This window comes from Pseudomonas sp. WHRI 8519, from assembly GCF_040224055.2.
Classification (GTDB): Bacteria; Pseudomonadota; Gammaproteobacteria; order Pseudomonadales; family Pseudomonadaceae; genus Aquipseudomonas; species Aquipseudomonas putida_X.
In genome coordinates this window covers 840,634-862,483 of sequence record NZ_CP167996.1, presented here as the reverse complement: position 1 = coordinate 862,483, position 21,850 = coordinate 840,634, and the positions used below count along the sequence as shown (strand labels likewise).

The 21,850-nt window shown below is 62.2% G+C and carries 20 protein-coding genes; 11 read left to right on the top strand and 9 right to left on the bottom strand.

The window, feature by feature from the left end; translation table 11 throughout:
* Positions 1 to 7: 7 nt before the first annotated feature.
* On the bottom strand, positions 8 to 205 hold the full coding sequence (locus ABRP30_RS03910) for a YbdD/YjiX family protein (RefSeq protein WP_008094130.1): 198 nt from the start codon (positions 203 to 205) through the stop codon (positions 8 to 10).
* A gap of 13 nt (positions 206 to 218) precedes the next feature.
* Positions 219 to 2,285 (bottom strand): carbon starvation CstA family protein, encoded by a 2,067-nt coding sequence (locus ABRP30_RS03905; protein WP_349976378.1) that lies wholly within the window; start codon positions 2,283 to 2,285, stop codon positions 219 to 221.
* A 315-nt stretch (positions 2,286 to 2,600) separates the two neighbouring features.
* On the opposite strand from ABRP30_RS03905, the gene ABRP30_RS03900 reads away from it, so the two are divergent.
* The 3 genes from ABRP30_RS03900 to ABRP30_RS03890 all read left to right on the top strand — a co-directional run bounded on the left by ABRP30_RS03900 (position 2,601) and on the right by ABRP30_RS03890 (position 5,486).
* The gene (locus ABRP30_RS03900) at positions 2,601 to 3,236 is read left to right on the top strand and encodes a lytic polysaccharide monooxygenase auxiliary activity family 9 protein (protein ID WP_349976379.1); all 636 of its coding nucleotides are present in this window, start codon (positions 2,601 to 2,603) and stop codon (positions 3,234 to 3,236) included.
* Positions 3,237 to 3,339: 103 nt separating this feature from the next.
* A complete protein-coding gene (locus tag ABRP30_RS03895; protein WP_012312725.1) occupies positions 3,340 to 3,705 on the top strand; it encodes a PilZ domain-containing protein in 366 nt (121 codons plus the stop codon).
* A 263-nt stretch (positions 3,706 to 3,968) separates the two neighbouring features.
* On the top strand, positions 3,969 to 5,486 hold the full coding sequence (locus ABRP30_RS03890; protein WP_241806551.1) for a nucleobase:cation symporter-2 family protein: 1,518 nt from the start codon (positions 3,969 to 3,971) through the stop codon (positions 5,484 to 5,486).
* Positions 5,487 to 5,583: 97 nt separating this feature from the next.
* Here the strand turns inward: ABRP30_RS03890 and radA are convergent, their stop codons facing one another.
* Entirely contained in the window at positions 5,584 to 6,951 is a 1,368-nt protein-coding gene (gene radA, locus ABRP30_RS03885) for a DNA repair protein RadA (protein WP_241806550.1), read from the bottom strand.
* Between the two features lie 178 nt (positions 6,952 to 7,129).
* Here radA and mscL point away from each other — a divergent pair, with 178 nt between their 5' ends.
* On the top strand, positions 7,130 to 7,549 hold the full coding sequence (gene mscL, locus ABRP30_RS03880; RefSeq protein WP_267820948.1) for a large-conductance mechanosensitive channel protein MscL: 420 nt from the start codon (positions 7,130 to 7,132) through the stop codon (positions 7,547 to 7,549).
* A gap of 82 nt (positions 7,550 to 7,631) precedes the next feature.
* Here mscL and ABRP30_RS03875 read toward each other — a convergent pair whose 3' ends face one another.
* The gene (locus ABRP30_RS03875; protein WP_241806548.1) at positions 7,632 to 8,408 is read right to left on the bottom strand and encodes a ferredoxin--NADP reductase; all 777 of its coding nucleotides are present in this window, start codon (positions 8,406 to 8,408) and stop codon (positions 7,632 to 7,634) included.
* Between the two features lie 212 nt (positions 8,409 to 8,620).
* On the opposite strand from ABRP30_RS03875, the gene ABRP30_RS03870 reads away from it, so the two are divergent.
* Together ABRP30_RS03870 and ABRP30_RS03865 are read left to right on the top strand one after the other, a co-directional pair.
* Entirely contained in the window at positions 8,621 to 9,331 is a 711-nt protein-coding gene (locus ABRP30_RS03870) for an autoinducer binding domain-containing protein (RefSeq protein WP_241806547.1), read from the top strand.
* A gap of 93 nt (positions 9,332 to 9,424) precedes the next feature.
* Positions 9,425 to 10,549 (top strand): methyltransferase, encoded by a 1,125-nt coding sequence (locus tag ABRP30_RS03865; protein WP_349976380.1) that lies wholly within the window; start codon positions 9,425 to 9,427, stop codon positions 10,547 to 10,549.
* Between the two features lie 31 nt (positions 10,550 to 10,580).
* Here the strand turns inward: ABRP30_RS03865 and ABRP30_RS03860 are convergent, their stop codons facing one another.
* The 3 genes from ABRP30_RS03860 to ABRP30_RS03850 are packed head-to-tail and all read right to left on the bottom strand — an operon-like array spanning position 10,581 to position 13,192.
* Entirely contained in the window at positions 10,581 to 10,736 is a 156-nt protein-coding gene (locus tag ABRP30_RS03860) for a DUF2474 domain-containing protein (RefSeq protein WP_267823870.1), read from the bottom strand.
* 8 nt (positions 10,737 to 10,744) lie between these two features.
* Positions 10,745 to 11,752: a cytochrome d ubiquinol oxidase subunit II gene (gene cydB, locus ABRP30_RS03855; RefSeq protein WP_241806545.1), complete on the bottom strand. Its 1,008-nt coding sequence runs from the start codon at positions 11,750 to 11,752 to the stop codon at positions 10,745 to 10,747.
* A gap of 3 nt (positions 11,753 to 11,755) precedes the next feature.
* Complete coding sequence (locus tag ABRP30_RS03850) at positions 11,756 to 13,192, bottom strand: cytochrome ubiquinol oxidase subunit I (protein WP_241806544.1); 1,437 nt, start codon at positions 13,190 to 13,192, stop codon at positions 11,756 to 11,758.
* Positions 13,193 to 13,537: 345 nt separating this feature from the next.
* Between ABRP30_RS03850 and ABRP30_RS03845 the strand changes: the two genes are divergently transcribed.
* The 3 genes from ABRP30_RS03845 (at position 13,538) to trmA (ending at position 17,290) form a co-directional block, all read left to right on the top strand.
* On the top strand, positions 13,538 to 14,758 hold the full coding sequence (locus ABRP30_RS03845; RefSeq protein WP_241806543.1) for an MFS transporter: 1,221 nt from the start codon (positions 13,538 to 13,540) through the stop codon (positions 14,756 to 14,758).
* Positions 14,759 to 14,912: 154 nt separating this feature from the next.
* Positions 14,913 to 16,208: an NCS2 family permease gene (locus tag ABRP30_RS03840; protein WP_241806542.1), complete on the top strand. Its 1,296-nt coding sequence runs from the start codon at positions 14,913 to 14,915 to the stop codon at positions 16,206 to 16,208.
* Positions 16,205 to 17,290, top strand: coding sequence for a tRNA (uridine(54)-C5)-methyltransferase TrmA (trmA, locus tag ABRP30_RS03835; RefSeq protein ID WP_349976381.1), 1,086 nt, complete (start codon positions 16,205 to 16,207; stop codon positions 17,288 to 17,290). Before ABRP30_RS03840 ends, trmA begins: the two co-directional genes overlap by 4 nt.
* Positions 17,291 to 17,328: 38 nt before the next feature.
* Here trmA and pcaG read toward each other — a convergent pair whose 3' ends face one another.
* Together pcaG and pcaH are read right to left on the bottom strand one after the other, a co-directional pair.
* Positions 17,329 to 17,934, bottom strand: coding sequence for a protocatechuate 3,4-dioxygenase subunit alpha (gene pcaG / locus ABRP30_RS03830; RefSeq protein WP_349976382.1), 606 nt, complete (start codon positions 17,932 to 17,934; stop codon positions 17,329 to 17,331).
* Between the two features lie 10 nt (positions 17,935 to 17,944).
* A complete protein-coding gene (gene pcaH, locus ABRP30_RS03825) occupies positions 17,945 to 18,664 on the bottom strand; it encodes a protocatechuate 3,4-dioxygenase subunit beta (RefSeq protein WP_241806539.1) in 720 nt (239 codons plus the stop codon).
* Positions 18,665 to 18,852: 188 nt separating this feature from the next.
* Here pcaH and ABRP30_RS03820 point away from each other — a divergent pair, with 188 nt between their 5' ends.
* Entirely contained in the window at positions 18,853 to 19,737 is an 885-nt protein-coding gene (locus ABRP30_RS03820; protein WP_267820933.1) for a neutral zinc metallopeptidase, read from the top strand.
* 187 nt (positions 19,738 to 19,924) lie between these two features.
* Positions 19,925 to 21,844, top strand: coding sequence for a methyl-accepting chemotaxis protein (locus tag ABRP30_RS03815; protein WP_349976383.1), 1,920 nt, complete (start codon positions 19,925 to 19,927; stop codon positions 21,842 to 21,844).
* The last annotated feature ends 6 nt before the right edge of the window (positions 21,845 to 21,850 follow it).

The window sequence follows — 21,850 nt, the reverse complement described above, 5'->3', positions numbered from 1 at the left end:
TGCCGAATCAGCAGCACTTCGGGCCAGACTTGCCACCGTAGCGGGCTTCCTGGCGTTCCCGGAAGAACGCCTCGTAGCTCATCACCGGCTTGTCCGGGTGCTTGGTCTGCATGTGCTCGACATAGTTGTCGTAGTCGGGCATGCCGACCATCAGGCGGGCAGCCTGCCCCAGGTATTTACCCAGTCGACCCAGGTCGTTGAACATCGCAGCATTCCTCTCAAGCGTCAGGCAGTGCCTGGAACGGGGTTTCCTTGTCGGTGCGTTCCTTGCGACCGAGGGCGGCGTAACCGACCTTGACCGCAAAGAACAGCACGCTGAACACCACAATCAGGAACAGCACGGTGAGCCCGGCGTTGGTGTAGGCGTTGTAGATCACATGCTGCATCTGCCCGATGTCCTTGGCTGGGGCCAGCACCTGACCGGCATCCAGGGCGGTGCTGTACTTCTCGGCCAGGGCCAGGAAGCCAACCGCAGGGTTCGGGTCGAACAGTTTGATCAGCCCTGCAGTGGTTGTGCAGATCAGCAGCCACACCGCTGGCAGCAAGGTGACCCACATGTAGCGCTGGCGCTTCATCTTGATCAACACCACGGTGCCGAGCATCAGGGCGATACCGGCCAACATCTGGTTGGAGATGCCGAACAGTGGCCACAGGGTGTTGATGCCACCCAGCGGGTCGATCACGCCCTGATACAGCAGGTAACCCCAAAGCGCCACGCAGCCGGCCGTGCCGATCAGGTTGGCGGTCCACGACTCGGTCCGCTTGAGCGCCGGTACGAAGCTGCCCAGAAGGTCCTGCAGCATGAAGCGGCCGGCACGGGTACCGGCGTCCACTGCGGTCAGGATGAACAGGGCTTCGAACAGGATCGCGAAGTGGTACCAGAAGGCCATGGTGTTTTCACCCGGCAGCACCTGGTGCAGGATCTGCGCAATACCCACCGCCAGCGTCGGCGCACCACCGGCACGGGCCAGGATGGTGTGCTCGCCGATGTCGCGGGCTACGGCCTCAAGCTGCTCGGGGGTGATGAGGAACCCCCAGCTGCTGACCGTCTGGGCCACCGACACCACATCGGAACCAACCACTGCGGCCGGGCTGTTCATGGCGAAATAAACGCCTGGCTCGATGACCGACGCAGCGACCATGGCCATGATGGCGACGAACGACTCCATCAGCATGCCGCCGTAGCCGATGTAGCGGGCGTTGGTTTCGTTGTCCAGCAGCTTCGGCGTGGTCCCCGAGGAAATCAGCGCGTGGAAGCCGGACACCGCACCACAGGCGATGGTGATGAACAGGAACGGGAACAGTGTGCCCTTCCACACCGGGCCAGTGCCGTCGGTGAACTGGGTCAGCGCAGGCATTTTCAGCTCTGGCGCGATGATCAGGATACCGATGGCAAGGCCGACGATGGTGCCGATCTTGAGGAAGGTCGACAGGTAGTCACGCGGCGCCAGTACCAGCCACACAGGCAGCACGGCGGCGACGAAGCCGTAACCCACCAGCATCCAGGTGATCTGCACGCCGGTGAAGGTGAACGCCGGACCCCAGACCGGATCCGCGGCAATCTGGCCCCCCAGCCAGATCGACGCCAGCAGCAGGACCACGCCGACGACCGAAATCTCGCCGATACGCCCCGGGCGGATGTAGCGCATGTAGATGCCCATGAACATCGCGATCGGGATGGTCGCCATCACCGTGAACATGCCCCATGGGCTTTCAGCCAGGGCCTTGACCACGATCAGCGCCAGCACCGCGAGGATGATGATCATGATCAGGAAGCAGCCGAAAAGGGCAATGGTGCCTGGGATGCGGCCCATCTCCTCGCGCACCATGTCGCCCAGCGAGCGGCCGTTGCGGCGGGTGGACAGGAACAGGACCATGAAGTCCTGCACCGCACCGGCCAGCACCACACCGGCGATCAGCCAGAGCGTGCCGGGCAGGTAGCCCATTTGCGCAGCGAGCACGGGACCGACCAGGGGGCCGGCGCCAGCGATGGCGGCGAAGTGGTGACCGAAAAGAATGTGTTTGTTGGTCGGGACGTAGTCCAGACCGTCGTTGTTGAGCACCGCAGGGGTGGCTCGGCGTGGGTCGAGTTGCATCACCTTGGTGGCGATGAACAGGCTGTAGTAACGGTAGGCGACCAGGTAGATGGCCACTGCCGCGACCACGATCCACAAGGCATTGATCGCCTCGCCTCGACGCAGGGCGACCACACCCAGCGCACAAGCCCCGATGACCGCCAGCGCCAGCCACGGGATGTGGCGTAGCAGGCTGTTATTGTTGTTCATGGCATGCTTCCAGCTAAGTGGTTGGAATAGACAGCCCCTTGAGTCTAGGGCTTGCTTGAAGGGTTTACCATCCCGAATTGGCATGTAGCCACCGGCGAGCACAGGCTCTAGAACGCAGCTACCCGCACCACCTCATGCCTGGGAGGCGAGCCGCGCCCTGGCAGGCCTGTCATTTTTGCCAGTTGTTCAGGAAAGGGGCGTCGGCTTTCAATGATCAGGCAAGTCGATTGCCCTTGGACGACACGCGATTGGCGAATCTGCACACGCTGCAATTGTGCGTCGATCATCTGAAAAGCCAGCAAAAAGGAAACGATCATGACCACGGAAAAAGCCGGCACCGCTCAACGCTCAGCCCCCATCGCCCCCACCCATGGTTCGATTGCGACCCCAAAGTCCCGCGCCACCTTCGCTGAAGAAAGACGCTTTATAGACGGGAATCTTCACAACGGGATCGAAAGCGGCAAGTTCTTTCCGGAGACGACCGGTGGCCTGACCGACCCCTATGCTAAGGACGACGTAACAAATATTGCACCGCCAGCCGATGGCAAGATTGCCAGCGGCGAGCGGCCCGGCGCGGCCTACCTGGACAAAACGGATGTCGAGTGGGACAAGCATGATGTTGCCAGCGGCGCATCCCTTGATTTTGTCTGGAGTTTCAGTGCGCGCCACAAATATCGCCGTTTCAACTACTTCATCACCAAAGCCGACTGGAACGCCGGGGAGCCGCTGACCCGTGCCCAGTTCGAGCCGCAGCCGTTCGCCACATTCCTCAATGAGCTCCAGCCTTACTGGGGCTTCACCGACGAGCAGATGTGGCCGGCGCAACCCACCACCCATACGCTGAAGCTCCCTGAGCGCCAGGGCTATCACGTACTGCTGGGCGTGTGGGAAATAGCTGAGACCGACAAGGCCTTCTATCAGGTAGTCGACCTCAATTTTGTTGCCAAGTAAGAGCGTCACGAGGTGACGCGGTCCTATGTCATCCGTGTCACCTTTCATCCGGCAGGAGTGCCCGTGGCTGGTCTATAGTCAGTGCTAATGACGAGGGCCCGCCATGACCACTCCTTCCGACGATCGCCGGCGCTTCCAGCGCATTGATTTCGACGCCCCCACCGAACTGCGCCAGGGCGATCGCCGCTGGCCGGTCAAACTGCTCGATCTTTCGCTCAAGGGCCTGTTGATCGAGCGCCCTGAGCCGTGGAACGCCGACCTCACGCAGGATTTCGATGCGATCATCCAGCTGGACCCTCACACACGTGTGCAGATGCAAGTGGAGCTGCGCCATGAAGAGGCGAAGCGGCTGGGGTTCATTTGCCTGTACATCGACATCGATTCGATGAGCCATTTGCACCGTCTTGTGGAATTGAACGTGGCCGACAGCACCGAAATGATGCGCGAGCTGCGTCAACTCATCGAATAATGGGATCTCTTAGCTAGCTAATAGCTTTCCCACCTTGTGTTTCTTGTCTACCCAGACAGCTTTCAAGCTGGGTATCACCACGTTGTACACACCCCTCTAACACCGTATTCAACGAGTTGGTACGCGATCTGCATTGCGTTCTTGCACACCCTGCACGCCTGCTTGTTCGCGCTCCAATCAAAATATTGTATACAATTCTTGTAGCAATCATTTGTAGGAAGTGTCTACAGTAGCGGCACAACAATAAACAGTGAGCCTGCTCAATGACTACGTCCCCTAGCACGTCTCCCGCCAAGCGCCCCGAGGACGAAAACCTCGGCCTTGGAGCCAACTTGGCTTATGGCCTTCAGCATGTGCTGACCATGTATGGAGGGATCGTCGCAGTACCGCTGATCCTTGGGCAGGCTGCGGGCCTGAACGGTGCCGAGATAGGCATGCTTATCGCGGCCTCGCTGTTTGCCGGAGGCCTGGCAACGCTGCTGCAAACGCTCGGCCTGCCATTCTTTGGATGCCAGTTGCCGTTGGTGCAGGGCGTATCGTTCGCTGGCGTGGCAACCATGGGGGCGATTCTCAGCAGCCAGGACGGTGGTGGCTTGCCAGGCGTGCTGGGAGCAGTCATGGCGGCATCGCTGATCGGCTTTCTGATCACCCCGGTGTTCTCGCGCATCACCAAGTTCTTCCCGCCGCTGGTCACCGGCATCGTCATCACCACCATCGGCCTGACGCTGATGCCGGTGGCCGCACGCTGGGTGATGGGCGGCAACAGTGCTTCGCCGGAATTCGGCAGCATGGCCAACATCGGCCTGGCAGCGCTGACCTTCGCCATCGTGCTGCTGCTGAGCAAACTGGGCAACGCGACCATTTCGCGCCTTTCGATTCTGTTGGCCATGGTGTGCGGCACCCTGATTGCCTGGGCGCTGGGCATGACCGACTTCAGCAAAGTCGCCGAAGGCCCGATGTTCGCCTTCCCCACCCCTTTCCACTTCGGCATGCCGACTTTCCACATCGCGGCAATCCTGTCGATGTGCATCGTGATCATGGTGACCCTGGTGGAAACCTCGGCCGACATCCTGGCCGTAGGTGAAATCATCGATACCAAGGTCGACTCCAAGCGCCTGGGTAACGGCCTGCGCGCCGACATGGCCTCGAGCATCCTGGCACCGGTGTTCGGCTCGTTCACTCAAAGCGCCTTTGCCCAGAACGTAGGCCTGGTGGCCGTGACCGGGGTCAAGAGCCGCTACGTGGTGGCCACCGGTGGCGTGATCCTGGTGGTGCTGGGCCTGCTGCCGGTGATGGGCCGGGTGATTGCAGCAGTGCCGACGCCGGTACTGGGCGGCGCAGGCATCGTGCTGTTCGGCACTGTGGCCGCCAGCGGCATCCGCACCCTGTCCAAGGTCAACTACAAGAACAACGTCAACCTGATCATCGTCGCCGCTTCGCTGGGCTTTGGCATGATCCCGATTGCCGCGCCGAACTTCTACCACCACTTCCCGAACTGGTTCGAGACCATCTTCCACTCCGGCATCAGCTCGGCAGCGATCATGGCCATCGTGCTGAACCTGATCTTCAACCATTTCACGGCAGGCAATTCGGACCAGCAGTCAGTATTCGCCGCCGGCTACGAGCGCACCATCCAGTACTCGGACATCTCTGCGCTGCGCGATGGCGACTACTTCAAGGAAGGCAAGCTGTTCGACGCCGAGGGTAACGAGGTGCCGGTGCTGGAGCAGGACGAGCATGGCAATACGGCGCCCAGGCGAACGCCGGTAGCCGAGCACTGACCGCTGACTGAGCGGTAAAGCAGGGGGAGCCGATGCGCATCGTCGGCTCCCCCTTTTTGTTTGCCTGCAGCGGCCCACGGCCAACCCCGCAAGCGGGTTACTCGAACAAGGCGTCCAAGGCCTGCTCCAGCCGGGTCACGGCGATCACTTGCAAGCCGGCCGGTGATTCCTTCGGCGCGTTGCCCTTGGGCACGATGGCCCGCTTGAAGCCATGTTTTGCCGCTTCTTTGAGGCGCTCCTGCCCACTGGGAACCGGCCGCACCTCGCCCGACAAACCAATCTCGCCAAATACCAGCAGCCCATGGGCCAACGGCCGGTTGCGCAGGCTGGACATCACTGCAGCCAACAAGGCCAGATCCGACGCGGTTTCAAGGACCTTCACGCCGCCGACGACATTGAGAAACACGTCCTGGTCATGGGTGGGGATGCCACCATGACGGTGCAGCACCGCCAGCAACATGGCCAAGCGGTTCTGGTCCAGGCCCAGGGTGACACGCCGCGGGTTGGCCAGGTGGCTGTCATCGACCAGCGCCTGTACCTCTACCAGCATCGGCCGGGTACCTTCCCAGGTGGCCATGACCACGCTACCCGGTACTTCTTCCTGAGCCCGGTTGAGGAAGATCGCCGATGGGTTGGACACCTCTTTGAGCCCACGGTCGGTCATGCCGAAGACGCCCAGTTCATTGACCGCACCGAAGCGATTCTTCACCGCGCGCAGCAAGCGCAAGCGGCCATCGGACTCACCCTCGAAATACAACACGGTGTCGACCATGTGCTCCAGCACCCGCGGCCCGGCCAGGGAGCCTTCCTTGGTGACGTGGCCGACCAGGAAGATCGCCGTACCGCTCTGTTTGGCGTAGCGCACCAGCAGAGCCGCACTTTCGCGCACCTGGGCGACACCGCCGGGCGCGGATTGCAATTGCTCGGTGAAGATGGTCTGGATCGAATCGATGACCATGACCCGGGGCTTTTCCTGACGAGCCGTGGCGATGATCGTTTCTATGCACGTCTCGGTCATCACCTTGAGTTGGTCCTGGGGCAGCCCCAGGCGGCGTGAGCGCATGGCCACCTGCTGTTGCGATTCTTCGCCGGTGACATACAGTGCCGGCATGCCAACGGCAATGTTGCACAAGGTCTGCAGCAGAATGGTCGATTTGCCGATGCCCGGATCACCACCGATCAACACCACCGAGCCATCGACCAGGCCGCCACCGAGCACGCGATCGAGTTCGGTGCTGCTGGTGGTGAAGCGTGGAATCTCCTCGACGCTGACTTCGGCCAGGGTCTTGATCTGCGCCTGCTGCCCGGTCCAGCCGGCGCGACCGCTGGGTGGCGCTGCGCCACCGCTCTCGATCATGGTTTCGACCAGGGTGTTCCAGGCCCCGCATTCGCCACACTGGCCGGCCCATTTGGGAAAGGTAGCGCCGCACTCGGTGCAGCCATACAAGCGCTTGGCCTTGGCCATGGGCAGGGTCTCCTGGAAAAAGTGGCCATGATAGCCGACGCAGAGCGGTCGTGATCGCGTCTGGATGCGACAAAACTATTCTTGCCCGGAGCAGTCATTACCCCTGAGCGGCAAGCATCAAGCGTTTTGCTGGTTTACACTGGGTTGACGCCACCATTTGTTATAAGGGATATCGAACATGGGAATGATCAGTGAGTTCAAGGCCTTCGCGGTCAAGGGAAATGTCGTCGACATGGCGGTCGGTATCATTATCGGCGCGGCGTTCGGCAAGATCGTCTCCTCCTTCGTCGGCGACGTCATCATGCCCCCGCTGGGGCTGCTGATCGGGGGTGTGGACTTCAGTGACCTGGCGATTACCTTGAAGGCAGCTGAAGGTGACGTACCGGCCGTGGTGCTGGCCTACGGCAAGTTCATCCAGACCGTGATCGACTTCGTGATCGTGGCATTCGCCATCTTCATGGGTGTGAAGGCAATCAACCGCCTGAAGCGCGAAGAGGCCGTGGCGCCAAGCGCTCCGCCAACACCCACCCCTCAGGAAACGCTGCTGACCGAGATCCGGGATTTGCTCAAATCCCAGAACCAGAATCGCCTGCCCTGAGGAGCGGCAAGCGGCAAGCTGCAAGAGAAAAGCCGCTCGGCGCAACGCTCGCAGCTTGTAGCTTGCAGCTTGCAGCTTGCAGCTACCAGTAATTCTCCACGGCCACCTGGCCAGGCCGCTTGCTCAAGCTCAACTGCAAGTCACGCGCCTTGAGCACCTTGCGGGTCTCATCGATCATTTGCGGGTTGCCGCAAAGCATGACCCGTGAGTGCTCGGGCGACAGTTCGAGCCCCGCCGCTTTTTCCAGCTCGCCGTTCTCGATCAGCGTGGTGATACGCGCATTCAACGCACCCGGATGCTGCTCACGAGTAACCACCGGGATGAATTGCAGCTTGCCTGCAAACTCCGCCAGGTAATCACGCTGTTCAAGCCCGGCAATGTCATCCACATAGGCCAACTCCTTGGCCTCGCGTACCGAATACACCAGCTTGATGCTGTCGAAACGCTCCCAGGCCTCGAAGTCCTGCAAGATCGACATAAAAGGCGCAATGCCAGTACCGGTCGCCAACAGCCACAGGTCACGGCCACCGACGAAGCGGTCAAGGGTCAGGTAGCCAAACGCCTGGCGGTCGATCAGCAGGGTATCACCCTCGCCGAGGCGGCTGAGCTCGCTGGTGAACTCCCCGCCCGGCACCACGATGGAGAAGAAGTCGAGATACTCGTCATGCGGCGCACTGACCATCGAATAGGCACGCCAGACCACGCTGCCATCGGCCTTGGTCACGCCAAGCCGAGCGAATTGCCCGGCCCGGAAGCGAAAGCCCGGGTCGCGAGTCACCCGCAGGCTGAACAGGCCAGGCGTCAGTGGCTGGACGTCCAGCAGGGTCTGGCGGGTAAACTTTTCGGCACTGGCGGTCATGACGGGCTCCGTGAATAGCGTACGCACAGTGTCGCGCAAAGCGGCCAGGATAAAAACCGTTCGATTGTAAGGGCACAGACGACCACTCAGCCTTTTCCATGGGCAGATGAGACCTCCTTAACAAAAAAAACCCAACATGCCGCTCGGTCTTTTCCTACAATTGTTCCGGTATGCAAACGGATTGAGTCCTCAGGACGCGACGGAGGGGGCCAATGCCTCACTGGAATCACGAGCATTTACATCGCCTGGTCACTGAAAGCACGCCCCAGAAGGTATTCGACCTTGCGGTACACCTGGCACAGGACCTGGGCATGGAGTTCATGGGGCTCAAGCTGCGCATTCAACTTGCGGCCCAGGCCCCCAGGCTGTACCTGTACAGCAACTACCCGCTGGCCTGGATCGAGCGCTATCAGCGCGATGAGTTCTACAAGCAGGATCCGGCAGCTGCACTGAGCCACACGTCGACCGGGCCGGTACTGTGGACCGATGAGTTGTATCGTGAAGCTCCGGACTTTCGTGAGCAGGCGTGCAAACATGGCCTGCGCCACGGCTGGACTCAGTCGCTGCACGACCTCCGGCACAACGAGACACAGCTCAGTGTGGCAAGGCCCTGTGGCGAGATCGACATCCACGAACTGTACGACAAGGCCGGCCAGGTGCAATGGCTTTGCCACACGCTGCATGACACCATTTGCGAGCACCACCTGGGCAAATTGAGTTCGCCACTGAAGATGAGCGATCGCGAACTCGAGGTGCTGAAGTGGTCGGCCGCCGGCAAGACTGCAGCCGACGTTGCCTGCATTCTGTCCCTGTCGCTCAGCACGGTGAACTTCCATATTCGCAGCGTGATCACCAAGACCAACGCCTCCAACAAGGCCGGCGCCGTCGCCATTGCGATGATGCGGGGCCTGATCGACCAGTAGCCCAGCCTGCGACCCGCTGCAAAGCCCTGTAGAATCGCGTACCAAAGCTCGTGACGATCCGTCTCGGGCAGATCCGTGCCCGAGCCAGATGCCATGCCCCTGTTGATCACACCCTATGCCGAACTCGACCTGATCCGCCACCCGGACCAGGCCAACGACCCGTTGCAGGCCTTTGACGCCGCCGATGAATACCTGCTTGAGCAACTGCACGCTCAGCCACTGGCTGCCGGGAGCAGCGTGCTGGTCCTCAATGACAGTTTCGGCGCGCTGGCCGTCAGCCTGGTCGACCACGTGCCTGTGATCAGCAGCGGTGATTCGCACCTGGCCCGCATGGCCCTGGAAAAAAACCTCGCGCGCAACGGCAAGGCTTTCGACAGCGTACCGTTCGTGCCCGCCAGCGAGCATTGGCAGGGGCACTTCGATCGCGTGCTGGTCCGCGTGCCTAAAACCCTTGCACTGCTCGAAGAGCAACTGATCCGCTTGCAAGGCCATCTGGCGCCCGGCGCCCAGGTCATCGCTGCGGCCATGATCAAACACTTGCCTAGGGCTGCGGGTGAACTGCTGGAGAAGTACATCGGCCCGGTGCAGGCTTCGCTGGCGCAAAAAAAAGCGCGCTTGCTGACGGCCACCTTCAGCGAGCGCCCAGCCGCACGCTCCCCCTACCCGACCCGCTACCGCCTCGAGTCACCGGCGCTCGAACTGCTCAACCATGCCAACGTATTCTGCCGCGACGGCCTGGACATCGGCACACGGGCCTTCCTCCCCCACCTGCCACAGGGCCTGGGCAATGCCCGTGTCGCCGACCTGGGTTGCGGCAACGGTGTGCTGGCCATCGCCAGCGCGCTGGCCAACCCCCAGGCGCACTACACACTGGTGGATGAATCGTACATGGCGGTGCAGTCGGCGCAGGAAAACTGGCAGGCGGCGCTGGGCGATCGCGCGGTGACGGTGCAGGCAGGCGATGGCCTGGCCGGGCTGGAAAAGCAATCGCTGGAGGTGGTGCTGTGCAACCCGCCGTTCCACCAACAGCAGGTGGTGGGCGACTTCCTTGCCTGGCGCATGTTCCAGCAGGCGCGTGAGGCCTTGGTGGTTGGCGGTGCGTTGTACATCGTCGGCAATCGCCACTTGGGCTATCACAGCAAATTGGCGCGCCTGTTCCGGGGGGTTGAACAGGTGGCCGCGACACCGAAGTTCGTGATCCTCAAAGCCCGCAAATGAAGCCGGGGCCGCGCAGTGCGGCCCCGGATCATCAATGGGTGGTCAACCCCGCCGCGCTCATGAACAGCCGCATCGCATAGGCCGCCACACCCAGGGCGGCCACGCTCGCGGCCCAGATCAGTACCAGCCAGCCCAGGCGTTGCCACAGGGGTTTCTTCTCTTCAAGGCCATGCTTGCCAGCCATGATGGGCCCTCCTAGTGATAGCCGTCTTCGTGGGTGACCTTGCCACGGAACACGTAGTAGCTCCAGAAGGTGTACCCCAGGATGAATGGCAGGATGAACAACGTGCCGACCAGCATGAAGCCCTGGCTCTGCGGCGGCGCGGCTGCCTCCCAGATCGAGATCGACGGTGGAATGATGTTCGGCCACAGGCTGATACCCAGGCCGCTGTAGCCCAGGAAGATCAGCACCAGGGTCAGCAGGAACGGGGTGTAGTTGGCACTGCGTGCCACCGCCTTGAACAACCCGTAGAAGGTTACCAGCACCAGCAGCGGTACCGGCATGAACCAGATCAGGTTAGGCATGCTGAACCAGCGATCGGCGATCTGTGGGTAAGCGATCGGCGTCCACAGGCTGACGATGCCGATCACCACCAGCAACACCAGGGCCAGCGGCCGGCCGAGCTTGTGCATCTGCGCTTGCAGCGGCCCCTCGGTCTTCATGATCAGCCAGGTGCAGCCAAGCAAGGTGTAGGCAACGATCAGGCCCAGGCCACTGAACAGGCTGAACGGGGTCAGCCAGTCGAGCGTGCCACCGGCGTAGTGCCGGTCCACGACCTTGAAGCCCTCGATGAACGCCCCAAGCGCCACCCCCTGGAAGAAGGTCGCCACCAGTGAACCGCCGATGAACGCTTTGTCCCAGATGTGGCGCTTGTGGTCCTTGGCCTTGAAGCGGAACTCAAACGCCACTCCGCGGAAAATCAGGCCGATCAGCATGAGGATCAGCGGCAGATAAAGCGCTTCGAGCACCACCGAATAAGCCATCGGAAAGGCCCCGAACAGCCCGGCGCCGCCCAGGATCAACCAGGTTTCGTTACCGTCCCACACGGGGGCGACGGTGTTCATCATCACGTCACGGTCCCGCTCAGCCTCGACGAAGGGGAAGAGCATGCCGATCCCTAAGTCGAAACCGTCCATCACCACGTACATCATGACGCCGAAAATGATGATCACGGCCCAGATCAGCGGAAGATCGATACCCATGGCTCAGTTCTCCTTGCTCAGGCTGGGGGCAGTGGCCTTGTGGCCTTCATCGGCAGCGGACAGCGGCCGTGCCGGCGTGCGTTTCTGGCCTGGGCCACCTGGGGTGTGCTCATCGCCCTCGCCGGTTTTCGGCCCTTTGCGCACCAGGCGCATCATGTAGCCCAGGCCCGTGCCGAACAGCGCGAAGTACACCACCACGAATGCGATCAGGGTAAAGCCCAGCTGGGCGTAGCTATGGTTGGACACGCCCTCCGACGTCCGCATCAGCCCATACACCACCCACGGCTGGCGGCCGATCTCGGTCGTGAACCAGCCGGCAAGAATGGCGATCAGCCCCGATGGCCCCATCCACAGCGTCAGGTACAGGAATGGGCGCGACGTGTAGAGCGTGCCGCGCTTGCGCAGCCAGAGGCTCCACAGGCCAACGAAGATCATCAGGAAACCAAGCCCCACCATGACCCGGAACGACCAGAAGACAATGGTCGAGTTGGGACGGTCCTCGCGCGGGAACTCCTTCATGGCAGGCACTTGTTTATCCAGGCTGTGGGTAAGGATCAGGCTACCGAGCGCCGGGATTTCGACCTTGAAGCGGGTGGTTTCGGCTTCCATGTCCGGGATGCCGAACAGGATCAGCGGGGTTGGCTCGCCAGGGACGTTCTCCCAGTGGCCTTCGATTGCGGCAATTTTCACCGGCTGATGCTTGAGGGTGTTGAGCCCGTGGAAATCACCGATCACAGCTTGAATGGGGGCAACGATCAGCGCCATCCACATGGCCATCGACAGCATCTTGCGCACCGCCGGGTTATCCCGCCCGCGCAGCAGGTGCCAGGCTGCCGAGGCGCCAACGAAGAAGGCAGTGGCAACGAACGCGGCGGTGGCCATGTGCATCAGGCGGTAGGGGAACGAGGGGTTGAAAATGATCGCCAGCCAGTCCACCGGCACGACCCGGCCATCGATGATCTCGTGGCCTTGCGGGGTCTGCATCCAGCTGTTGGACGCCAGGATCCAGAAAGTCGATACCAGCGTCCCCAACGCCACCATCACCGTTGAGAAAAAGTGCAGGCCCCGGCCCACACGGTTCCAGCCAAACAGCATGACGCCGAGGAAGCCTGCCTCCAAGAAGAAGGCCGTCAGCACCTCATAGGTGAGCAGTGGGCCCGTGACAGCGCCGGCGAAGTCTGAAAAACGGCTCCAGTTGGTCCCGAACTGGTAGGCCATGACCAGGCCCGAAACCACGCCCATGCCGAAGTTCACGGCGAAGATCTTCGACCAGAAATGGTAAAGGTCACGGTAGACCTGCTCGTTGGTCCTCAGCCAAAGGCCTTCGAGAACCGCCAGGTAACTGGCCAGTCCAATGGTGATGGCCGGAAACAGGATGTGGAACGACACGGTAAAGGCAAACTGAATTCGGGCGAGCTCGAGGGCTTCTATTCCGAACATGATGCTTCCTCTTCAGGTAATCCGGCTTCGGGCTCGTGGCCCGTTGCCCACAGCCCCCGCGTTAGTGTCGAGTGCGGCACGTTGGAATTGTTCTGTTCGATCGCAGGGATTTTGACCCGCAGGCCAATTCGTTGTTTCTGGAACGATTGATCCAGATCAACGATTGCTACCAAGCATAGTCCTGAATGGCACGGCAGGCGGTGCGGTTGTTTGCCGCGTGACCAGTTGCCTCATGGGCTTCCAAAGCCGGTGGAAGCGTGCCGACACAGGCAAACAGTAACCGTTTGTTACAAACAGATGATAATCTGCCGCCCCCGTCTACTGCGCCGAGGCCACAGGTTTCCGATGTCCGATTCCGCACCGCAGTTGTTGCGCCATCACCGCCCTTTCATTGCCTTCTGGCTGGCCCGTGTGTTCACCGCCAGCGGTTTCCAGATGCTCACCGTGGCCATTGGCTGGCACCTCTACCAGCTGACCGGCAATGTGCTCGACCTGGGCCTGGTCGGGCTCGTCGAATTCGCCCCGCGGGTGCTGTTCATGCTGCACACCGGGCATGTCGCCGACCGCTTTGACCGGCGTAAGGTCGCGGCCCTGTGCCAGACCCTGCAGGGCCTGATCGCCCTGATGCTGGCGTTGGGAAGCGCCACCGACAACGTCAGCCGCGAACTGATCTTCGCCCTCGCCTTCCTGCTCGGCGCTACCCGCTCGTTCGAAATGCCCGCCACCCAGGCGCTGCTGCCCAATGTGGTGCCGCCCGGGCTGTTTCCTCGGGCCGTAGCGGCCTCAGCCTCGGCCACCCAGGCGGCGACCATCGTCGCCCCGGCCGTGGGCGGGTTTCTTTATGCCTTCGGCAGCATTTGGGTGTACGGCCCTACCGTGGTCCTGTATGCCATTGCATGCCTGCTGATGCTGAGCCTGAACTCGCGCCAGCAGGTGCCGCAGCGAGGGCGAGCCAGCCTGGAGTCGTTGCTGGCCGGGATCCGTTTCATCCGTAGCCGGCCAGACATTCTCGGGGCGATTTCCCTTGACCTGTTCGCCGTGCTGCTGGGAGGCGCCACCGCGCTGCTGCCAGTGTTCGCCAAGGACATCCTGCTCACAGGGCCGTGGGGCCTGGGCTTGTTGCGGTCGGCGCCCGCGGTGGGTGCGCTGCTGATGTCGTTCTGGCTGGCGCGCTTCCCGGTAGAGCGCAAGGTCGGCCGCACCATGTTCACCGCCGTCGGGGTGTTCGGCGTGGCCACCATCGCTTTTGGCCTGTCGACCTCATTCTGGTTCTCGCTGGCGGTACTGGTGGTGCTGGGTGCGGCAGACATGATCAGCATGGTGATACGCGGTGCGTTCGTGCAACTGGAAACACCGGACGAGATGCGTGGCCGGGTAAGCGCGGTCAACGGCCTGTTCATCGGCGCCTCCAACCAGCTCGGCGAGTTCGAATCGGGGGTCACGGCGCACTGGTTCGGCACGGTGCCGGCGGTGGTGCTGGGGGGCGTGGGCACCTTGGTGGTGACCGGCGTGTGGATAAAGCTGTTCCCGACACTGGCTACGCGGGATCGATTGCACAATGGTTGACGGCGGCCTGAACGGCCATAGGCCCCTGCCAGTCATGCTGGTATGATGCGCGGCTTTTTTCCTCCCCACGCAAAACCACGGCAGCCGCTGCGGCCTGTGCTTTGCTGATGGGGTCGATACATTCACGGCGCCGGGGGCGCCTCGGGGAGCGGGCATGCTGGAAAGGCTGTTTCAACTAAAAGCACACAACACCAACGTGCGCACCGAGATTCTTGCGGGCGTCACCACCTTCCTGGCGATGGCCTACATCCTGTTCGTCAACCCGAGCATTCTCGGCGAAACCGGCATGGACAAGGGCGCGATCTTCGTCGCCACCTGCCTGGCTGCGGCCATCGGCTCGGCGACCATGGGCCTGATTGCCAACTACCCGATCGCCTTGGCGCCAGGCATGGGCTTGAACGCGTTCTTCACCTACACCGTGGTCCTGCACATGGGCCACACCTGGCAGGTGGCGCTGGGCGCAGTGTTCCTCTCGGCGGTGATGTTCTTCCTGCTGTCGATCTTCCGCATTCGCGAGTGGATCGTGAACAGCATCCCGCTGCCGCTGCGCTCGGCCATCGCTGCGGGCATTGGCCTGTTTCTGGCGCTGATTGCCCTGCATAACGCCGGCATCGTCGTCGATAACCCGGCCACCTTGGTGGGCATGGGTGACCTCAAGCAGCCGTCGGTCATTCTTGCCACGCTCGGTTTCTTCCTGATTGTGGGCCTTGAATCGCTCAAGGTGCGCGGCGCGGTGCTGATCGGCATTCTCGCAGTGACGGTCGCGGCGATCGCGATGGGCGTCACACCGTTCGGCGGTATCGTGTCGATGCCACCGTCGCTGGCACCGACCTTCCTGCAGCTGGATATCGCCGGGGCCCTGGACGTGGGCCTGGTCAGCGTGATCTTCGCGTTCCTGTTCGTCGACCTGTTCGACAACTCGGGCACCCTGATCGCCGTGGCCAAACGCGCCGGCCTGATGGGCAAGGACGGCCACATGCCGAAGATGGGCCGTGCCCTGATCGCCGACAGCACCGCGGCCATGGCCGGTTCGCTGCTGGGCACCTCGACGACCACCAGCTACATCGAGTCGGCGGCAGGCGTGAGCGCCGGTGGCCGCACCGGCCTGACCGCCATCGTGGTGGCCGTGCTGTTCCTGCTGGCGCTGTTCTTCGCCCCGCTGGCCGGTAGCGTACCGGCCTTCGCCACCGCACCGGCGCTGCTGTTCGTCGCCGTGCTGATGGCTTCGGGCCTGGCGGAAATAAACTGGGACGACGTGACCGAGGCCGCACCGGTAGTGGTCACCGCCCTGGCCATGCCGCTGACCTACTCGATCGCCAACGGCATCGCCTTCGGTTTCATCTGCTGGACTGCGGTCAAACTGATCTCCGGCCGCCGCCACGAGCTGAACCCGGCACTGGTGATCCTTTCCATCCTGTTCGTCATCAAGCTGGGCTGGTTCAACGCATGAGTGCTGTCTTCGACCCAAGCGCCTACGACGCGCAACTGCAGGCCAAGGTTACCCGCCTGCGCGAGCTGCTGGCCCCCTTCGGTGCGCCGCAGCCCGCTGTGTTCGACTCGCCGCGCGAGCATTATCGCTTGCGTGCCGAGTTCCGCCTGTGGCGCGAGGACGGCCAGCGCCATTATGCGATGTTCGCCCCGGGCGAGAAGCACAAGGCCATCCTGATCGACGATTTCCCCATTGCCAGCGAGCGCATCAATGCACTGATGCCACGCCTCAAGGCGGCCTGGCAGGCCAGTGAAGAACTGAGCAATCGTCTGTTCCAGGTGGAATTCCTCACCACCCTCGCCGGCGATGCGATGATCACCCTCTGCTACCACCGCCCGCTGGACGAGGCCTGGGAAGTGGCAGCGCGGCAGCTGGCCGAAGAATTGGGCGTGAGCCTGATCGGCCGCTCCAAAGGCAAGCGGCTGGTCATCGGCCGTGATTACGCCGTGGAAAAACTCGACGTGGCTGGCCGCGTGTTCAGCTATCGCCAGCCCGAAGGCGCCTTCACCCAGCCCAACGGCGCGGTTAACCAGAAGATGCTGAGCTGGGCTTACGACGCCCTCGGCGAGCGCGATGACGACCTGCTGGAGCTGTACTGCGGCAACGGCAACTTCACCCTGCCGCTGGCTACCCGGGTACGCCAGGTGCTGGCCACCGAGATCAGCAAGACCTCGGTCAATGCCGCCCTGAGCAACCTGGAAGAGAACGCTGTGGATAACGTGCGGCTGGTGCGCCTATCGGCAGAAGAGCTGACTCAAGCGCTGAATGAGGTTCGCCCGTTCCGCCGGCTGGAAGGGATCGACCTGACGCGTTATGCCTTCGGTACGGTGTTCGTCGACCCACCACGTGCGGGTATGGACCCGGATACGTGCGAGCTGACGCGGCGCTTCGAACGGATTCTGTACATCTCGTGCAACCCGGAAACGCTGGCGGCCAACATCGAGCAGTTGCAGGACACGCACCGCATCGAACGCTGTGCGCTGTTTGACCAGTTCCCGTATACCCACCACATGGAAAGTGGGGTATTGCTGGTTCGACGCTGATTGGCGGAAATTGGGGCCGCTTTGCGGCCCCAGTTGTATCAGAAGTCGAAGAAGACCGTCTCCCCTTCCCCCTGAACACGGATATCGAAGCGATATGCCGTCTTGCCGTCCACCTCGCAACGCTTGGCAATCAAGGTTTCACGGCGCTGCGGCTGCTCGATCAGGTTGAGCACCGGGCACTTGGCGTTCGCCTCGGCCTCATCCTCGAAGTACAGCCGCGTGTGCAAGTGGATGTTGATGCCGCGGGCAAACAGGCTGATGTTGATGTGCGGGGCCATCGGCACACCGGCAGCGTTGTTCACCACCCCCGGTTTGACGGTCTGGACGGTCCACTCACCGGCATCGAAGGTGGTGGCGGTGCGACCGAAGCTGTTGAAGGCGTTTTCCAGGTTGTAGTCATCCTGGTACTGGCCATTGGCATCGGCTTGCCAGAGTTCAAGGAATGAATCGCGGATCAAGTGGCCGTTGCCGTCGTACACATGGCCGATCAACAGGATGTGTTCACCCGGCGCCTCTGGCTTGGCCATGCGGTTCCAGATTTCCTGGTCACGGGTGGGGTTACCGGCCGCTTCCAGGGCCAGGCCGATGTGTACGTAGGGGCCGGCGGTCTGCGAGGGGGTTTCCGGCAGCAGTTCGATTGGCATGGCGGGGTCCTCAGCAGTTTTCGAAGTGGGTCTTGCGCTGGCCGCGCAGCACGATGTCGAAGCGGTACGCCAGGCAATCCATGGGGTTGGCGTTACTCATGTCGAGCTTGGCGATCAGTTGCTGCACCGCTTCAGGGTTGGCGATCGACTTGACGATCGGGCACATCGGGATCAGCGGGTCGCCCTCGAAGTACAGCTGGGTGATCAGCTTGGTGGCGATCGACGGGCCGCTGATACCGAAGTGGATGTGCGCCGGGCGCCAGTCGTTCGGGCCGTTGCGCCATGGGTAGGGGCCGGGCTTGATGGTGCGGAAGCTGTAGTAGCCATCACTGTCGGTCAGGCAGCGGCCGACGCCACCGAAATTCGGGTCCAGCGGGGCCAGGTAGCGATCGTTCTTGTGGCGATAACGGCCACCGGCGTTGGCTTGCCACATTTCTACCAAGGTATTGGGCACTGGCTTGCCGTATTGGTCGACGACGCGGCCGGCAACGATGATGCGCTCACCAATCGGCAGGCCACCGTTGTTGAAGTTGAGCAGCAGGTCATGGTCGTGGGCGCCGAAGCCCAGGTGGGTGAAATCCGGGCCGGTGGTTTCGCTGATCGACTGCGGAATGCTGACCAATGCCTGGCGCGGCGAGCGGGCAACAGAAGTCTTGTAGTCGGGCGTCAGGGCCTTGGGGTGCCAGTTGCGATCACGGATCACGAAGCGGCTGTTGTCCTGGGCGGGCATGCCGTTTTCCTCTCTTGGAGTTATCAAAACACCTGTGGTTCGCAGGCGGACTTGCAGTTTCGGATAGGTCGAAGCAGATGAATATTGAATTCCGCCCACCGTTACTTAACCAAATGGTTATGCATTAGTACCTTTGGCTGGCGTGAACTAACCTATGTCTTCATGTTTCACGCTCTGGAGTGCACTTCATGGAATGGCGAAAAGGCCGTCGTAGCGACAACGTGGTCGATGCCCGTGGCCAAGGTGGCGGCGGTGGTGGCATGCGCTTTGGCGGTGGCAAGGGCCTCGGGCTCGGGGCCATCCTTCTGATCGTCGGCATCGGCTGGCTCACTGGCCAGGACCCGCTGCAGATCCTCGGTCAGCTCACCGGGCAAATGGAACAGCAGCAGGCTCCAAGCAGCGTGGGCAACAAGGCCCCAGCGGCCAACGACGAGCAGGCCCAGTTCGTCGCGTCGATCCTGGGCGACACCGAAGACACCTGGAAGGCGTTGTTCTCCCAGGCTGGCAAGCAGTATCGCGAGCCCAAGCTGGTACTGTTCAGCGGCCAGGTCAATTCCGCCTGCGGCTTCGCTTCAGCGGCGGTGGGGCCGTTCTACTGCCCTGCTGACCAAAGGGTGTACCTGGACATGTCGTTCTTCCGTGAAATGGAAACCCGCTTCGCCGCTGCCGGCGACTTCGCTCAGGCCTACGTGATCGCCCACGAGATCGGCCACCACGTGCAGACGTTGCTTGGCGTGTCGGCCAAGGTCGATGCGGCGCGCCGCGCAGGCCAGCGCCTGGAGGGTGAAAATGGCTTGCTGGTGCGCCAGGAGTTGCAGGCCGACTGCCTGGCCGGGGTATGGGCATACCAGGCGCAGCAACGGCTGAACTGGCTTGAGCCGGGGGATGTCGAGGAAGCGCTGAATGCAGCCAATGCCATCGGTGATGACCGGCTGCAGCAAAAAGGCCAGGGGCGCGTGGTCCCGGACTCCTTTACCCATGGGACCTCGGCGCAGCGGGTGCGGTGGTTCAAGGCCGGGTTTGCCCAAGGCGACGTGAACAGCTGCGACACGTTCAGTGCGCCCAACCTTTGACGTTTCGAGGCCCCCCTGCGCATGGCATGCCAGCTGCCGTGCGCGGTGTCGCAATTGAGTCGAAAAAGCGTTTCAGCTTCCCCGCCATTTGCCGATAACCCCTGCACGATTCAGCGGGCATCCAGAACAACAACGCCTAGCGATCGACAATTGATCAAGTGAGCGAAATCATTTCTGGAGAGCGTGCATGAACAGCTGGTTTGCCAACATCAGCGTCAACCTCAAACTCGGCCTGGGCTTCGGCCTGGTGCTGGTCCTCACCGGCCTGCTGGCCCTCACCGGCTGGACCAGCCTGGGCAGCCTCATCGACCGCAGCAACTGGATGGGCGACATCGGCAAGCTCAACAAAGACCTGACCGACCTGCGCGTCGCGCGCTTGCAGTACATGATCGCCAATGGCGACGATGCTGCAGCAGCGAACACCCAGGCCAAGCTGGATGCCTTCAGCAAACAGCAGCAATACCTGGTCAGTACTTTCAAGAGCCCGGAAAACGTCAAGCTGCTCAAAGAGCTCGGCCAGACCATCAGCGAGTACGAAGTCTCGCTGAACAAGATGCGTGCAGGCTACAAAGGCTCGCTGGCTGCACGTGACGCGATGAACGTATCGGCAGCCAAGGCCGACGAGGCCATGGAGCTGCTGGGCGAGGAGGTCATGGGCCGTCCCGAGGCCGATAGCGTGCGCCTGGCTCAATACCAACTGATCAGTAAGGCGCGCCAGCAACTGCTGCAAGTGCGGGTGGATGTGCGCGGTTACATTGCCGACAACTCTGCGGCCAACGAACAAGCCGCCCTGCGCCAGCTGGAGGCGGCCCTTGCCGAGATCGACACCCTGAAGCGTCAGCTGCCCGCCGAAGCCACGCGGGTGCAGCAGTTGGAGCAATCGATACAGACCTACCGTGAAGCCGTGCGCCAGTTCCGCGCTGCAGTCGCCGAAATCACCACCGCCCGTGCCGAGATGACCGTGCAAGGCGGCGACATCGTCAAGCGCAGCGATGCGCTGTACAAGATCCAGATCGACCGCCGCGACGCCGAGAGCGCCCAGGCACGCAGCCTGCAGACCATCGCCACGTTGCTGGCCTTGCTGGTCGGTGTGCTGGCAGCGGTGCTGATCACGCGCCAGATCACCCGGCCGCTGCACGACACATTGCAAGCGGTGGAGCGCATCGCCGGTGGCGACCTCACCCACGACCTAAGGGTTACCCGCCGCGACGAGATCGGCGTGCTGCAACAGGGCATCGCCCGCATGGGCACCACCCTGCGCGAGCTCATCACCGGCATCCGCGACGGTGTCACACAGATCGCCAGCGCCGCTGAGGAACTGTCGGCGGTCACCGAGCAGACCAGCGCCGGCGCAAACAGCCAGAAGGTCGAAACCGACCAGGTCGCTACCGCCATGCACGAAATGGCCGCGACCGTTCAGGAAGTCGCGCGCAATGCCGAACAGGCTTCCCACGCAGCCACCGGTGCCGACAACGAAGCACGCGCAGGTGATCGCGTGGTTGGCGAAGCGATCAGCCAGATCGAACGCCTAGCCGAGGAAGTGCACCGCTCCACCGAAGCCATGAACCTGCTGCAGCAGGAAAGCCAGAAGATCGGCAGCGTCATGGATGTGATCAAGTCGGTAGCCGAACAGACCAACCTGCTGGCGCTCAACGCAGCCATCGAAGCGGCCCGTGCCGGTGAGGCAGGGCGTGGTTTTGCCGTGGTCGCCGACGAAGTGCGTGGTTTGGCCCAGCGCACGCAGAAATCCACCGAAGAGATCGAAGAATTGGTGGCAGGCCTGCAACACGGTACCCAGCAAGTGGCCAACGCCATGCAAGGCAGCCGCACCCTGACCGACAGCAGTGTCGAGCTGGCGCGCAAGGCCGGCACTTCGCTGGAAAACATCACCAGCACGGTGTCGAGCATCCAGTCGATGAACCAGCAGATTGCCGCAGCAGCCGAGCAGCAGAGCGCGGTGGCTGAGGAGATCAGCCGCAGCATTCTGAATGTGCGCGATGTGTCGGAGCAGACCGCAGCGGCCAGTGACGAGACGGCGGCGTCCAGTGTCGAGCTGGCACGCCTGGGTGGGCACCTGCAGACGCTGGTCAGCCAGTTCCGGGTCTGACCTTAG

Coding starts and splice junctions, on each gene's coding strand:
- ABRP30_RS03910 (WP_008094130.1), bottom strand. CDS start 205: ATGTTCAACGACCTGGGTCGACTGGGTAAATACCTGGGGCAGGCTGCC.
- ABRP30_RS03905 (WP_349976378.1), bottom strand. CDS start 2,285: ATGAACAACAATAACAGCCTGCTACGCCACATCCCGTGGCTGGCGCTG.
- ABRP30_RS03900 (WP_349976379.1), top strand. CDS start 2,601: ATGACCACGGAAAAAGCCGGCACCGCTCAACGCTCAGCCCCCATCGCC.
- ABRP30_RS03895 (WP_012312725.1), top strand. CDS start 3,340: ATGACCACTCCTTCCGACGATCGCCGGCGCTTCCAGCGCATTGATTTC.
- ABRP30_RS03890 (WP_241806551.1), top strand. CDS start 3,969: ATGACTACGTCCCCTAGCACGTCTCCCGCCAAGCGCCCCGAGGACGAA.
- radA (WP_241806550.1), bottom strand. CDS start 6,951: ATGGCCAAGGCCAAGCGCTTGTATGGCTGCACCGAGTGCGGCGCTACC.
- mscL (WP_267820948.1), top strand. CDS start 7,130: ATGGGAATGATCAGTGAGTTCAAGGCCTTCGCGGTCAAGGGAAATGTC.
- ABRP30_RS03875 (WP_241806548.1), bottom strand. CDS start 8,408: ATGACCGCCAGTGCCGAAAAGTTTACCCGCCAGACCCTGCTGGACGTC.
- ABRP30_RS03870 (WP_241806547.1), top strand. CDS start 8,621: ATGCCTCACTGGAATCACGAGCATTTACATCGCCTGGTCACTGAAAGC.
- ABRP30_RS03865 (WP_349976380.1), top strand. CDS start 9,425: ATGCCCCTGTTGATCACACCCTATGCCGAACTCGACCTGATCCGCCAC.
- cydB (WP_241806545.1), bottom strand. CDS start 11,752: ATGGGTATCGATCTTCCGCTGATCTGGGCCGTGATCATCATTTTCGGC.
- ABRP30_RS03850 (WP_241806544.1), bottom strand. CDS start 13,192: ATGTTCGGAATAGAAGCCCTCGAGCTCGCCCGAATTCAGTTTGCCTTT.
- ABRP30_RS03845 (WP_241806543.1), top strand. CDS start 13,538: ATGTCCGATTCCGCACCGCAGTTGTTGCGCCATCACCGCCCTTTCATT.
- ABRP30_RS03840 (WP_241806542.1), top strand. CDS start 14,913: ATGCTGGAAAGGCTGTTTCAACTAAAAGCACACAACACCAACGTGCGC.
- trmA (WP_349976381.1), top strand. CDS start 16,205: ATGAGTGCTGTCTTCGACCCAAGCGCCTACGACGCGCAACTGCAGGCC.
- pcaG (WP_349976382.1), bottom strand. CDS start 17,934: ATGCCAATCGAACTGCTGCCGGAAACCCCCTCGCAGACCGCCGGCCCC.
- pcaH (WP_241806539.1), bottom strand. CDS start 18,664: ATGCCCGCCCAGGACAACAGCCGCTTCGTGATCCGTGATCGCAACTGG.
- ABRP30_RS03820 (WP_267820933.1), top strand. CDS start 18,853: ATGGAATGGCGAAAAGGCCGTCGTAGCGACAACGTGGTCGATGCCCGT.
- ABRP30_RS03815 (WP_349976383.1), top strand. CDS start 19,925: ATGAACAGCTGGTTTGCCAACATCAGCGTCAACCTCAAACTCGGCCTG.